We start from the raw sequence: 13,159 nt of genomic DNA on the forward strand, positions 1-13,159 counted from the left end.
ACGAGGAAAACCGATCGGTGGCGAATTCGGCGCGCCGCAACGGAATCGCGGGTCGTGGTGCGCTGCGCGGCCACTCAGCCGCCGCTGCTGTCGATCTCCGCGCCGACCGGCACGGTGGCGTCCTCCGGGTCGTCCAGCCAGCCCTCCGGGAGCACGACCTTGCCCGCCGATCCCTGGCGGCCGCGCGGGCCCTCGCCGTCGGCCGGGAACGGCACGTCCGGGTCGAGCCCGGCGAGCAGGTCGTCGAGCTGGGCGAGGCTGGACACCAGGCCGAACTGGTGGCGCAGGTCGGAGCCGACGGGGAAGCCGCGCAGGTACTGCGCCATGTGCTTGCGCAGGTCGCGCAGGCCCTTCTCCTCGCCCATGTGGTCGGCGAGCAGCTCGGCGTGCCGCCGGAGCACGGCGGCGACCTCGCCCAGCTTCGGCCCGGGCGGGATCGGCCGGCCGGCGAACGTGGCCTGCAGGTCGCGGAACAGCCACGGGCGGCCGAGGCAGCCGCGGCCGACCACCACGCCGTCGCAGCCCGTCTCGGCCATCATCCGGAGCGCGTCGTCGGCGCTGAAGATGTCGCCGTTGCCCAGCACCGGGATCGTCTTGACGTGCTCCTTGAGCCGCGCGATGGCGGTCCAGTCGGCGGTGCCGGAGTAGCGCTGGGCCGCGGTGCGGCCGTGCAGCGCGACGGCCGCGGCGCCGTTCTCCTCGGCGAGGCGGCCCGCGTCGAGGTAGGTGATGTGGTCGTCGTCGATGCCGATGCGGAACTTCACCGTCACCGGGACGCCCACCGGTTCGGCCGCGCGGACCGCGGCCGAGACGATCTCGGCGAACAGCCGCCGCTTGTACGGCAGGGCGGAGCCGCCACCCTTGCGGGTGACCTTCGGCACGGGGCAGCCGAAGTTCATGTCGACGTGGTCGGCGAGGTTCTCGTCGACGATCATCTGCACGGCCTTGCCCATGGTCACCGGGTCGACGCCGTAGAGCTGCATGGAGCGGGGGTGCTCGTCCGCGTCGAACGTGATCATCTCGAGCGTCTTCGGGTGCCGTTCGACCAGCGCGCGGCTGGTGATCATCTCGCACACGTACAGCCCGGCGCCGTACTCCCGGCACAGCCGCCGGAAGGCGACGTTGGTGATGCCGGCCATCGGCGCGAGCACCACCGGCGGATCGACCTCGTAGGGGCCGATCTTCAAGGCGGGCTTGCTCAGCGTCGCGGTCATCCCGCCATTGTCGCTGACGCCGGTTCCTGATCAGTCGAGACCTGCGTCGTGGGTGGCGGCTGAAACCTGTGGTCGGGCGGGTGTCAGCTGGTCTTCACAAGCTGACTGATCCGCTGCGGCGAAACGCGCAGGATGCGGGCGGCGTCTTGCTTGGACATCCCACTGCTCAGCAGGTGCCGCACGACTTGCCGCGTTTTTTCCGCGGCCTTCCGTTGCGCTTGGTCGGCGTCGCGGGTCGCTTCTTTGGCGCGTCTCACCTCGTCACCCAGGGGGCCCGGAAGGTCGAATTCGATCTGCACGCTGATCTCTTCGAGCGGGATCTCTTCCATGACGGCGACCAGATCCGCCGCCATGCGCTGAGCTTCGGCCGTGGAGCGACCCTGCGTGGCGCCTACCCTGTCCACCTCGACGACCCACCACTTGCCTTCACGGCGCGCCGTTGCTCGGTACGTTCTCATTGCAACCATCCTTCCGGAAGACACGCCATCTGCTTGCCGATACTGCGGCAGACGCCAGCGGTGATCAGGCGATGATTGGGAACTGCGGTGCGATGTCGTCTGCAGGGGCACATGTACACCTCGTGTCCTCCTCTATTGCGGAGAGGCTCGCAACCGTTGGACATCAGGGCGGCGACAACACCCGCTCGCTTCATCGGCTTGAACACCATGACGCTAATCTAGGGGGGCTAGATAGTCAATATAAAGTCCCTCTAGATAGATCGAGTCGATCGAGTGAAGCCGACGTTGATCAGCCGAGACCTGGCCCTGCTGCTCCGATACGGGCCATCGGCGCTGGTCTTTCTGCTCGCGGGGTCGTCGCGGTGCTGATGCCGGGAAGGCGAGGCGAAAGGGCCCTCGCGGTCCTCCGGTTGTTGCGGACCGCCGCACCGCGCCGGGGAGTTCGGGGTTTATCCCGCGGGTGATCGCCCGATCATTCGCGGCCCTGGCCGGAAGCGGTCAGTCGCCCGCGGCGGGGCTTCCGGCGGTTCACGCTTTCAAACATGGCGGATCCCAACTGCATTCACATGAAGCCCGAGGACTTCGAGCACCTGTCCCGGGTGCTCACCGCGGTCGGCGAGGACATGCAGACCGGGTGGAACCGGCACCGGGCGGCGATCGAGGCGAGCGAGTCGCGCATCGGCCGCGATCCGCTGGGGAGTGCGTTCCGGCGCGAATACGGCCCAGCCCGGGAATCCGTGCTGGCCCTGGCGGATCCGTTGCCGGGGCGGTGGCTCACGCAAGGGAAGAACGGCACGGACGCGGTGGCGCTCTACTTCCTCGCCCAGCAGGACGCCACCGGCTGCTTTCCTCGATAGGAGGGATCGTGTTCATCCCGGAACCGGCCGATCCGAACGGACTCTGGAATGCCGTGAAATCGACGGATGCCGAGTTCTGGTGGTGGCCCGAAACCGACCAGGACCGCATGCGCGACCTGGCCGGATCCTGGCGCGATGCCTCGCTGGCGTTCACCACGCCGCCCGTCCATTCCGGCGAATTCGGCGAGGCGTGGCCGGACTCGGCGGGAGATATATTCGCCACGCACGTCGGCCACATCGTTGCCGCGACCGGTGTGGTGCGGCTGAGTTGTGTGCAGCAGAGCAATCATGTCGCCTTGTTCGCGAACATCGTCGAGGACACCAAGAACAAGATCAGCAACCTCATCCTCAGCAACAGCGAGGCGTACGGAGCGCTCCCGAAGATGCGGGAGAGGCTCGCCTCGTTCGCCGCGGACGTGGCCATCAAGGTCCGGCAGATCATGGCGGACGCCACCCAGGCCGTCGAGTACCTCGATTCCGGTGTGACCAGTCAGCGCAAACCCGGGGACGCGTTCGGGGAGTTCGGCGACATCGTGGAGTACATGACCGACGAGATGGTCAACAACTCCAAGGATTCCAGGGTGCTCGACCTGCAGGAGCAGAACCGGTCCGACGGAGTCCTGAGCGGTCTGGAGAAGGCCGGCGCCTATGTGGACTGGGGCAACCTCGTCAAACCCGGCGGGGAATGGGACCACAAGTCGAAGATCCTGGGCATGACGGTCGAGGACAACACGTACACGCCCATTCCCGGGGTGCCCGGCGAGATCCGGTACGACACGTGGTCGAACATCCACTACGGCTACGTCGGGCTGGAGGCGGGGTTCAGCGAGGACGAGCTGCACGCCGGCGCGAACGTCGCCGACTACGGCACGCAGGACCGGACCGACCCGACGGACCAGGCCGCCGTGCAGTTCGGCATCGACCTGCACGAGAAGTACGGGCCGGAGGAGCTCACGCCCGAAATCGTGCAGCAGGAGATCGTCGCGAACTACGACGACCTGGTCCGGTCCGGCGTGATCCGTCCGATGTGACCCTGATCAGCGGATCTGGCGGTACTGCTGGGCGTCGTCGCGGTCGCGGAGCACCACGCCCGCCGCCTGGAGCCGGTCGGCCAGGTCCGCAGCCGCGCCCGCCTGCTCGTCGATCAGCGCCCGGGCGCGGGCGCGCAGCAGCCCGTTGGCGTGCTCGTCGAGGCCCGGCTGCCCGTCCGTCCAGCGCTGGAACTCCCGCTCGTGCGGATCGCTCATGCCCGCCCACGGGTAGCCGAAGCGTTCGAAGGTGGTGCGCACGGCGGTCTTGGAGAGGTCGGAGGCCTTGTGACGGGCGATCTGCTTCGTCTGCGCGTCGAGGAACACCAGTTCCTTGCCGTCCAGGAACACCGAGCCGATCGCGTCGCGCGGGATGTGGCGGTCGGCCCCGTCCTGCCGCAGGCCGACGCACGCGGAGTTGACCGTCAGCACCAGGGCTTCCTTCTGCGCCATGCTCGCCAGCCAGGCGCCGATCAGGAGGCCGACGAGGGTGAGGACGGGCACCGCCCAGACGGTCGGCAGGGCGGCGGCCAGCCGCAGCGGGCCGGGCGCATCGCCCACGGCGTCGACGATCCACTCCACGACCGGTTTGACGAGGAATCCCAGGCCGAATCCTGCGGCGCCGCAGCCGATTCCGAGCAGCCACAGCACGGCGTTGGGCATGCGGAGGGTCACGGAGGTTCCGGTGGTGGTCATGCGGGTTCTCCAGCTGGTTCGCACGGGTGGGCGAGCAATTTCGCGACTATCCGGCGCAGCATCGGCCGCGGGTCGCGGTCGGGGTCGGCGTTGACGAAGGCGCCGTCGATGACGACCTCGATCGCCTCCGCCGTCTCATCCGGATCCAGCGCCGGATCGATGGCTCCGGCGCGGATGCCGCGCTCGACGAGTTCCGCGAACCCCGCGCGCAGGATCGCCGCGTTCTGGCCGATGACCTGCGCCAACTCGGGGTCCTTGCCGGCCTGCCGCAGGATTTCGACGAGGAGGCCGGGGGCGATCGGATCCATCGCCTCGACCGCCAGCTCGTCCACCATCGTGAGGATCGACGCAACCGGGTCCTCGCCCGCGGTGCCCCGCCGCACCAGCTCGCGGGACGCGGGCAGGTCCTGTTCAAACACCGAGCGGAACACGGCGCGCTTGTCGGCGAAGTAGTAGAAGACGCTCCCCGAGCTGACGCCCGCGGCCTTCGCGATCTCCGCCGCGGACGTGTTCTCGAAGCCCCGCTCCGCGAACAACGTCGCGGCCGCCTGCGTGATCGCCTTGCGCCGCGCTGCGGAGCGTTCCGGGTCGACTGTTCGAGCCATGCCACCAGGCTAGCAAATTAACTGAGTGATCAGTTAAAGAATCGGATCGGAAGAAGGGCGCCTCCGGTCGGATGGCCGCGAGGCGCCCCGCTAGCTACCTTCTCGTATCGCGGAACCCTGGTTCCGTTTCCGCAATTTCAATGGAAATCGGACCTCTGATTTCCATTGAAATTGCGTTCCGCCGCAGCGCGGTCCGGTCAGAACGTGGCGTTGGTGCAGGCCAGGCGGCCGCCCGCCGTGCCGGCCTTGCCGGGCTCCGTGTGGGTGTGCATCTCGTGGATCACGAACGACTTCGCGTCCTGCCGGTTGTCGAAGGACCAGTTGCCCTCCGCGGTGGCCGTGCCGTTGCCCTGGGCGTCGGTGTGGAAGTCCAGCCACACCTCGTTCTGCGGGTTCGCGTAGGCCGGGTCGACCGACGGCTTCACCGGGTCGGCCTTCTCCTGGAAGTGCGGGCCCGCGTCTTCGCCGGTGGGGCCGCAGGGCTTGGTGTGCACGTGGGCGCCGTAGTCGCGGTTCGGCTGCAGGCCCTCGACGTTCACCGTGATCTTGGTCTGGCCGTTGGTACGCTCCGAGGACAGGTCGACGCGGGAACCGGCCGGGACCTGCTCGGGGTTGTAGGTGATCGCGGTGGCGCCCTCCTTGTACGGCTCGAAGGTCGCCGACGTCTGCTTGGCCGCCTGGTGCTCGCCGTGTTCCTGCGTCGCGGGCTGCTCGGACGGCGCAGGGGCCTGCCCGCCGCCGCATCCGGCGATCAGCACGGCCGCCGTGCACAGGCCGAGGACCGAGCCGGTCAGGCGAGAGCTCTGGTGAAGCATGAGGTATCCGTCCTTTGTCGTCACTGTCCGAATCGACGCCGATTCTGCCCGTGATCGCCGACGCGCCGAAACCGGCGTCCAGCGGTGGCCCGGATCGAGCGTATGGCCGCGGGTGGCGCATGTCCTGTCGTATGAACAGGGGTACGAAAGCCGCGGATCGCGTCCCAGATGGCGAGCGGCCGACCGGGCGGGCGGGGCGAGATCATAGATTGTGGGCATGGGGTTATCGCGGGGCGCGGATCGGACCTGGCTGGTGGCGTTGGCCACCGCGATGTGGGGCACCGATGCCCTGTGGCGGCAGCCGCTCGCGACGAGCCTGCCGTCGGCGAGCGTGGTGTTCTGGGAGCACGTGATCATCGTGGTGCTGCTGGCGCCGTTCCTGCCGCGCGCTTTGCGTGCGCTGCGGGCCTGCGGCTGGCGGGAACGCGTCGCGGTCGTCGTCGTCGGGGTCGGTTCGTCCGCGCTCGCGACCGCGCTGTTCACCACCGCTTTCAAGTACGGCGACCCGGTGACGCCGCTGGTCCTGCAGAAGCTGCAACCGATCTTCGCGGCCGTCGCCTCGTTCGCCCTGCTGCGCGAGAAGTTGCGCGGGCGCTACTTCGCCTTCGCGATCCCGGCCCTGATCGGGGCCTGGCTGCTGGCGTTCAAGAACCCGCTGCACATCGAGGTTTCGCAGGTGGTGCCCGCGCTGCTGGCGCTGGGCGCCGCGGTGCTCTGGGCGGCCGGGACGGTGCTGGGGCGGTTCGTCAGCCGCAGCGTTCCCGCTCGGGACGTCACCACCCTGCGGTTCGCCATCGGGCTGCCGGCGGCGTCGGTGATCCTGCTGTTCAGCGGGTCGCCGGTGGCGGTGGGCTGGCACAACGCGTTCGGGCTGGTGCTGCTTGCGCTGATCCCCGGGTTGCTCGCGCTTTGGCTCTACTACATCGGTTTGAGCACCACTCCTGCTGCGCGGGCGACGCTCGCCGAGCTGTCGTTCCCGGCGACGGCGGCGATCGTCGGCGTCTTCGTGCTGGGGGCGGAGTTGAGCGCGACCCAGTGGGTCGGGTTCGTGATCGTGGTGGCGATGGTGGCCGGGCTCGGCTGGCACGAGCGGGTCAGCACCACGAAGCTCGTCGAGGTCCCGGAACCGACGCGGGTCTGACCACAGCGGACCGTCCGCGTTGGACGGAGATTGCTGGTGCCGGGCCATGGATTCCTTGGGGCGCTACGGCGGTCTCAGATGTGGCGGCGGTTCGGACCGGTGTTCTCGACGTGGTGGAGCCACCGCCCGGGTGCGGGGCGGCGTTTTCGCGCGAAACCGGCGCCCGGCAGGCGTGGGAAATGCCGTTTTCGCGCGAAAACGGCGTTTCGACAGCACTCGCCGCCGGAGGTGTGGGCGGCGGGTTCAGGGGGCTGCGCGCCAGCCGCGCTTGCGGCCTCGGGGGATGATCACCGCCGCGATCGTCACCGCCGCGATCACGACCGCCGCCGCCGTTGCCACCACTGCCGCCGTCACCTCTGGCGTTGTGTCCACGGGCGGTGGCATGTGGACTGCTGCCGGGACGGCGGGCGGCTTTCCTCCTGCGGTGGGGAATTCCGCCGTCAGCGCCGCCTCCGGATCGATGACTCCGCTGCCGAGCAGCGGGTCCGGGGCGTTGCCGGGCGGCGGGTAGGCGGTGTCGCGCAGCCGGCGCGCCACGTCTTGCGGGGACAGCGCCGGGCGGTACGACAGGACGAGCGCTGCGGCTCCCGAGACCTGCGCCGCCGCCACCGCGTCGCCGCCCGAGACGAACAGGCCGTTGCCGCGCGGGCCGATGCCGGTCATCATCGCGCCCGGGGCTGCGAGGTCGACCTTGATCTCGGGTGCCGAGGCGCGGACCGGGGCGCCGTTCGGGGCGATCGCCGACACCGCGATCACCTCGGGATATGCGCCCGGGAACGACGGGACCGCCTTGTCCGGGTCGCCGGTCGAAGCGGGCGCGATGACGACGGCTCCGGCCGCCGTGGCATCCCGGACGGCGGCGGCGAGGGCGCCGTTGCCCCCGGTGACCGCGGCCGAGACCTGGATGACCCGCGCCCCGCCCGCGACGGCCGAGCGGATGCCGTTGGCCACGCCGTCCGCCGTGGCGTTGCCCGCCTGGTCGGTGGCGCGGACGGCCACGATGCGCGCGCCGGGGGCGATGCCGGTGAATCCGCCGCCTTGGCGGGGTGTGGCGGCGATCAGGCCCGCGACGAAGGTGCCGTGGCCGACGCAGTCCTCCCCGGCGTTGGCGACCCGGCCGGCCAGGGCCGGGGACGTCGCGTCCACGCCGGTGTCGACGACCGCGACCGTCACACCTGCGCCGTTCGCGTGCTGCCAGGCGCGGTCGGGGCGGAGCATCGCCTGTGCCCACGGGATGTCATTGGTGTCCACTGTGGATGCCGTGCGGCAGCCCTGGTAGCTCGACAGGACCGGGGTGATCGGTGGCAGGTCCGGCGCGGCGCTCGCCGCCGGAGCCGAAAGCACCGAGATGACCCCGAAAACGGCCGCCCACTTGGCACAAGTTCGCACGCCTCGAAGCTATGCCCTGGCGCTCGAAGGCAACACGTCCCGAAAAGGGGATCGCCCCGAAGCGAACGGCCCGTACGCCCCACTGGACGGAGCGAACGGCCCGTTTACTCCGTCCAGCCCACGGGGGTGTTCGGAGTGAACGGCCCGTTTGTCTCGGTAGGTGGAGTGGACAGGCCGTTCGCTTCAAGTTGGTGGCTGATGCGGTGGGGGTGGAGTGAACGGCCCGTTTGTCTCGGTAGGTGGAGTGGACAGGCCGTTCGCTTCAAGTTGGTGGCTGATGCGGTGGGGGTGGAGTGAACGGCCCGTTTGTCTCGCTAGGCGGAGTGAACAGGCCGTTCGCTTCCGGGTGTTGGTGGACGCGGGACGGGGGCTTGGGCCTTGCGGGGTTTCTTGTGCAGGCCCGGGGGTTCTGCCGGTCAGAGTGGGAGGTCGGAGGGTTGGAGGTTCCGGAGGTCTTCGAGGGTTGGCGACTGGAGGGTGCTGATGCGGCCCGCTTGGCGGGTCATCGTCGACTCCAGGAGCTGGCGGGCGTAGCGGGCGTTGCCGAAGTTCCGGTCTCGCGGCACCTGCTCGAAGTGGTCGAGCAGCGCCGCTCGGACGGCCTCGCTGCACTCGTAGCCGTTTGTCTCCGCCGTGCGCTCGAAGATGCTGACCAGCTCCGATGCCGTGTAGTCCTCGAACTGCACGTGGCGGGAGAACCGCGAGCCCAGGCCCGGGTTCGAGTCCAGGAAGTCCTGCATCTCCGCCGGGTAGCCCGCGACGATCACCACCACCTCGTCGCGGTGGTCCTCCATCAGCTTCACCAGCGTGTCGATCGCTTCGCGGCCGAAGTCGTTGCCGCCGGAGGACGTCAGCGTGTACGCCTCGTCGATGAACAGCACGCCGCCCCGTGCCCGCTCGAACGCCTCGCGGGTCAGCTGCGCGGTGTGCCCGATGTACTTGCCGACCAGGTCGGCTCGCGCGACCTCCACCAGCTGGCCCGTCGGCAGCACGTCCAGCCCGGCCAGCACCTCGCCGTAGAGCCGGGCCACCGTGGTCTTGCCGGTGCCGGGCGGCCCGGCGAACACCAGGTGGTTGCTGATCTTCGGCGTCGGCAGGCCCGCGGCGGCCCGCCGCTTGTTCGCCTCCAGCAGGTTGACCAGGTCTTCCACCGCCGACTTCACCGAGCCGATGCCGATCATCTCGCGCAGCCGGGTCAGCGCCGACGGCTTGTCGTCCGCTTCGGGTTCCGGCTCGGCGCCCACGTCTTCGGGCAGCATCCGGGACAGCTCCGGCCCGTTGGCGTCCGGCAGCGCGGCCAGCCGGACGGCCTGCCGGTCGATCATCTCCTCGAAGAGCTTGCGGGCGGCGCGGCCGTTGCCGAAGTCGGCGCCGCGGTGCATCCGCCCGAAGTGCTGTTCGAGGGCCTCGCGAGTGCCTTCGCCGAGCTCGTAGCTGTGCGCCTCGCACATCTTCCCGACGATGGTGACCAGCTCGGGCACCGAGTAGTTCTCGAACTCGATGGTGCGGTTGAACCGCGAGGCCAGGCCCGGGTTGGACGCCAGGAATCCCTGCATCTGCTCGGAATACCCCGCCGCGATGACCACCACGTCGTCGCGGTGGTCCTCCATCAGCTTCACCAGCGTGTCGACCGCCTCGCGGCCGAAGTCTGGGCCGCCGCCCTCCTGCGCGTTCAGCGTGTACGCCTCGTCGATGAACAGCACGCCGCCGAGCGCCTTGTTGAACGCCTCGGTGGTCTTGATCGCGGTGCCGCCGACGATCTGCGCGACCAGGTCGGCGCGCGCGACCTCCACCAGGTGGCCACTGCGCAGCGCGCCGAGCGAGGCGAGCACCTCGCCGTAGAGGCGGGCGACGGTCGTCTTGCCGGTGCCGGGCGGCCCGGCGAAGATCAGGTGCCGGCTCATCGGCAGCGCGGGCAGCCCGGCCGCCTCGCGGCGCTTGGCCATCTCCGTCAGGTTCACCAGCGTCGTGACCTGCTCCTTCACCCCGTCCAGGCCGACCAGCGCGGTCAGCTCGACCAGCGGCCCGGCCTCGGCGTCGGTGGTGTTGGCGTTGTCGCGGCTGTCCAGGTTCTCGATCTCCAGCCGGTCGCCGCCGCTGCTAGTGCTGTTCGGCGTGTTGACGCCCGAGCCGCCGTTGCCGGTGGCCGTGCAGTTGGTCACCGAGACCGGTTCGGTCGTCTCGACGCGGACGCCGTCGCGGGTGTTGTCGACCAGTTCGCACTCGTCGAGCGTGGCGCGGCCGCCGTTGCTCACCAGCACGCCGTGGCCGTCGTTCTTGCGGATCTTGCTGCGCAGCATGGTCAGTTCCGCGTGGTCGGCGACGGTCACGCCGTCGCCGGTGCAGTCGCGCACCTCGCAGTCCCGGAACATGCCGGTGCCGCCGGGTTCCACGGCCACGCCGGTGGCGGCCCGGATCACGGTGCCGCTGACGTACGGGTCGGCGTCCTCGCCGATCCGCAGGCCGACCTTGGCGACGTCGCCGATCTCGGACTCCTCCAGCCGGCCGTGCCCGCCGCCGAACACCGCGATCCCGTCGCCGCGCGCCTCCTGCACGGTCACGCGGCGCAGCATCGGGTTCGCCCCGGCGCCGACGCTGATCCCGGTGCCCTCGACGTCGCGCACTTCGAGCCGGTCGAACTCCGCGACCGACTCGTCGGTGAGCACCACGCCTTCCTTCGTGCTGTCGTGCACGGTGGTCTCGCGGAAGCTTGGCCCGGCCAACTCCCCGACGTGGATGGCGGCCTGCTTGGTGCCGAACACCCGCAGTTGTTCGTAGCTGCCCTTGGCCTTGTCGGTGATCAGCAGGCCGTGCGCCTTGCTGCGGCCGACGCGGCAGCCGGTCAGCACCGGCTCGCTGCCGCCGAGCACCACGATGCCGTGCTCCCGGGTGCCGGTGATCGAGCAGTCCCGCAGCGTCGGGCGGCCCGTGCTGTTCAGGTAGGCGCCGATCGCCACGTCCTTGACGGAGGTGTTGCTGATGGCGGTGCTGCTGGAGCCTTCCAGTGCGATGGCGGGCTTGTCGGTGCGGGAGATCTGGCAGTCCTCGACGGTGCCGCGGGATTCGGCGTTCGCGCAGATCCCGTTGCCGCGGCTGTCGCGGAGCACGCAGCGGCGGATCGTGGGCGCGGCGCGGTCGCTGATCACGATCGCCGAGCTGCCGAGGTGCTCGATCACGCTGTCCTCGACGACGCTGCCCGCTTCGGAGGTGTCGACGATGCCGGCGCCGGAGGAGTTGGTGACCCGGCAGTCGCGCATCGCCAGCGAGCCGGATTCCCGCGCCAGCACGGCGGTCCAGGCCGAGCCGGTGACCTCGCAGTCGTCCATCGCGGCCTGGCCGCGCGGAACGTCCACAGTGGGCAGTTCGGGGTCGCGGCCGCGCAGCACCAGGCCGCTGAGCTGCACGGCCTCGGACACCACCCGCACCGCGCTGCCGCGGACCGGGACGAGCTCCACGGTGCGCGAGCCCTCGGCGGCGGTGATGGTGACGACCTTGGTGATCACCAGGTTCTCCTGGTAGCGGCCTGGGTGCACCGAGATGACCGCTCCCGGGCGGGCCTGCTCCAATGCCGCCGTGATGGTCCGATGACCGTCGGGCCCCTCCGGGCGGACCGAAAGCACAGGCCGTGCCACGCCACTCTCCTCCATCGACCGCGCGGATCCAACGACCGCTAAACCCGCTTTGCGTTGAAACGGTGTTCCCAGCCTGCCCTGCGCGATGCGCGAGCGTTAGTCCCAACAACGTCGCCCGCCGACCCCTTTTCATGGGACTCCCGGAGCGTGGTTGCCGGGAGGTTAAATGGAACGGACGATTCGGAGAGCCGGCCGTCCCACCCGGACCTGGCGAACGCACTTGAGGACTGTTTCGAGAGTGGCTTGCGCAGCGGTGCGGGTGGCGGAACCCCGGCGTGGGATCCCCGAAAGCAGGAAGGACCGCGCTCGCGGAGAACCCCGCGGGCAGGTCCACGAGAACCCGCGGCGGCGCGAGCCGCGACCCGCACCGCGAGCGGCCACCGCCGCCGAAGGAACAGATCTCAGGGGTGACCAGACGTGGCCAGGGTGAGCAAGGCGCTGGCTGCGGTGTGCCTCGCATCGGGCGCGGTCGGGTGGGCGCTCGGCCGCTGGACCCGCCGCTACCCGCAGCCGGAACTCCGCTGGCTGCGGCAAGAACTCACGGCCGCGAGCAACGCGCTGATCGAAGCGGAGCAGGGCCGGGCCGACCTGCGGCGCGCGCAGCGCGAACTGATCACCGCCATCTCCCACGAGCTGCGCACCCCGCTGGCGACCATCCGCGCCGCGGCGGAAGCGCTGCAGGACGGCGTGGCGCAGGAACCCGAGCGATACCTGGAAAGCCTGGTCGGCGGCGCGCAGCGGCTGAACCGGGTGACCGGCGACCTCTTCGAGCTGGCCAGGATCCAGGCGGCGCCGGTGGAGCGGATGCCGACCCGGCTGGCGGACCTGCTGGATTCGGCGCTGGCGACGGCACTGCCGGTCGCCCTGGACCGCGGAGTGCGGCTGCACGGCGTCGGCCTGGACAGCGCGACCGATCCGGTGCTGGTCGACATCGCGGTGACGACGCGGGCCCTGACGAACCTGGTGATGCACGCGGTGCGGCACACGGTGCCTGGCGAGCCGGTGACGGTGACGGCGGTGGTGTCTGGCGACGAGATCGAGGTGATCGTGGTCGACGGCTGCGGAGGGCTCATGGACCTCGGCGACTCCGCCGAGCCGGGCGACACGGGCCTGGCGATCACCCGTGGCCTGATCCGGGCGCACGGCGGAGACATCCGGATCGACCAGGTCACCGACGGCTGCCGCTTCATCGCCCGCGTCCCGGCGGGCATTTCGTGATGTAGCGGCGGGCGGCCGGGTGCGGCTCGACGGCCTGCGGAGTCTGGTCAACGGTGACCGGGCGCGTGGGGTCGGGGGTATCGCGCCCGGTCACCGGGGTGGGCCG

12 protein-coding genes are annotated in these 13,159 nt (G+C 70.1%); 4 read left to right on the plus strand and 8 right to left on the minus strand.

Features of this window, described 5'->3' with window-relative positions; genetic code table 11:
* Positions 1-74 precede the first annotated feature (74 nt).
* The 3 genes from dusB to E1288_RS50320 form a co-directional block, all read right to left on the minus strand.
* Entirely contained in the window at positions 75-1,214 is a 1,140-nt protein-coding gene (dusB, locus tag E1288_RS06550; RefSeq protein WP_132482236.1) for a tRNA dihydrouridine synthase DusB, read from the minus strand.
* 83 nt (positions 1,215-1,297) lie between these two features.
* Positions 1,298-1,672, minus strand: a complete 375-nt coding sequence (locus E1288_RS06555) for a hypothetical protein (protein ID WP_132482238.1) — start codon at positions 1,670-1,672, stop codon at positions 1,298-1,300.
* Positions 1,669-1,881, minus strand: coding sequence for a type II toxin-antitoxin system HicA family toxin (locus E1288_RS50320; RefSeq protein WP_207954215.1), 213 nt, complete (start codon positions 1,879-1,881; stop codon positions 1,669-1,671). The genes E1288_RS06555 and E1288_RS50320 overlap by 4 nt, the downstream gene beginning before the upstream one ends.
* Positions 1,882-2,214: 333 nt before the next feature.
* Between E1288_RS50320 and E1288_RS06570 the strand changes: the two genes are divergently transcribed.
* Together E1288_RS06570 and E1288_RS06575 are read left to right on the plus strand one after the other, a co-directional pair.
* Positions 2,215-2,529 (plus strand): hypothetical protein, encoded by a 315-nt coding sequence (locus tag E1288_RS06570; protein WP_132482240.1) that lies wholly within the window; start codon positions 2,215-2,217, stop codon positions 2,527-2,529.
* An 8-nt stretch (positions 2,530-2,537) separates the two neighbouring features.
* Complete coding sequence (locus E1288_RS06575; RefSeq protein WP_456320499.1) at positions 2,538-3,560, plus strand: WXG100-like domain-containing protein; 1,023 nt, start codon at positions 2,538-2,540, stop codon at positions 3,558-3,560.
* A 6-nt stretch (positions 3,561-3,566) separates the two neighbouring features.
* On the opposite strand, the gene E1288_RS06580 is transcribed toward E1288_RS06575, so the two are convergent.
* The 3 genes from E1288_RS06580 to E1288_RS06590 form a co-directional block, all read right to left on the minus strand.
* Positions 3,567-4,253, minus strand: coding sequence for a YqeB family protein (locus E1288_RS06580; protein WP_132482244.1), 687 nt, complete (start codon positions 4,251-4,253; stop codon positions 3,567-3,569).
* Positions 4,250-4,858, minus strand: a complete 609-nt coding sequence (locus tag E1288_RS06585) for a TetR/AcrR family transcriptional regulator (RefSeq protein WP_132482246.1) — start codon at positions 4,856-4,858, stop codon at positions 4,250-4,252. The genes E1288_RS06580 and E1288_RS06585 overlap by 4 nt, the downstream gene beginning before the upstream one ends.
* 197 nt (positions 4,859-5,055) lie before the next feature.
* Positions 5,056-5,673, minus strand: coding sequence for a superoxide dismutase family protein (locus E1288_RS06590; RefSeq protein ID WP_132482248.1), 618 nt, complete (start codon positions 5,671-5,673; stop codon positions 5,056-5,058).
* A 217-nt stretch (positions 5,674-5,890) separates the two neighbouring features.
* Here E1288_RS06590 and E1288_RS06595 point away from each other — a divergent pair, with 217 nt between their 5' ends.
* Positions 5,891-6,814: a DMT family transporter gene (locus E1288_RS06595; protein WP_132482250.1), complete on the plus strand. Its 924-nt coding sequence runs from the start codon at positions 5,891-5,893 to the stop codon at positions 6,812-6,814.
* 243 nt (positions 6,815-7,057) lie between these two features.
* On the opposite strand, the gene E1288_RS06600 is transcribed toward E1288_RS06595, so the two are convergent.
* Together E1288_RS06600 and E1288_RS06605 are read right to left on the minus strand one after the other, a co-directional pair.
* Complete coding sequence (locus E1288_RS06600; RefSeq protein ID WP_132482252.1) at positions 7,058-8,203, minus strand: S8 family serine peptidase; 1,146 nt, start codon at positions 8,201-8,203, stop codon at positions 7,058-7,060.
* A gap of 416 nt (positions 8,204-8,619) precedes the next feature.
* A complete protein-coding gene (locus E1288_RS06605; protein WP_132482254.1) occupies positions 8,620-11,835 on the minus strand; it encodes a right-handed parallel beta-helix repeat-containing protein in 3,216 nt (1,071 codons plus the stop codon).
* Between the two features lie 417 nt (positions 11,836-12,252).
* Here E1288_RS06605 and E1288_RS06610 point away from each other — a divergent pair, with 417 nt between their 5' ends.
* A complete protein-coding gene (locus tag E1288_RS06610; RefSeq protein WP_132482256.1) occupies positions 12,253-13,053 on the plus strand; it encodes a sensor histidine kinase in 801 nt (266 codons plus the stop codon).
* Positions 13,054-13,159: the final 106 nt, after the last annotated feature.

The sequence above is a fragment of the Saccharopolyspora elongata genome, from assembly GCF_004348985.1.
GTDB lineage: Bacteria > Actinomycetota > Actinomycetes > Mycobacteriales > Pseudonocardiaceae > Saccharopolyspora > Saccharopolyspora elongata.

Coding starts and splice junctions, on each gene's coding strand:
- dusB (WP_132482236.1), bottom strand. CDS start 1,214: ATGACCGCGACGCTGAGCAAGCCCGCCTTGAAGATCGGCCCCTACGAG.
- E1288_RS06555 (WP_132482238.1), bottom strand. CDS start 1,672: ATGAGAACGTACCGAGCAACGGCGCGCCGTGAAGGCAAGTGGTGGGTC.
- E1288_RS50320 (WP_207954215.1), bottom strand. CDS start 1,881: ATGGTGTTCAAGCCGATGAAGCGAGCGGGTGTTGTCGCCGCCCTGATG.
- E1288_RS06570 (WP_132482240.1), top strand. CDS start 2,215: ATGGCGGATCCCAACTGCATTCACATGAAGCCCGAGGACTTCGAGCAC.
- E1288_RS06580 (WP_132482244.1), bottom strand. CDS start 4,253: ATGACCACCACCGGAACCTCCGTGACCCTCCGCATGCCCAACGCCGTG.
- E1288_RS06585 (WP_132482246.1), bottom strand. CDS start 4,858: ATGGCTCGAACAGTCGACCCGGAACGCTCCGCAGCGCGGCGCAAGGCG.
- E1288_RS06590 (WP_132482248.1), bottom strand. CDS start 5,673: ATGCTTCACCAGAGCTCTCGCCTGACCGGCTCGGTCCTCGGCCTGTGC.
- E1288_RS06595 (WP_132482250.1), top strand. CDS start 5,891: ATGGGGTTATCGCGGGGCGCGGATCGGACCTGGCTGGTGGCGTTGGCC.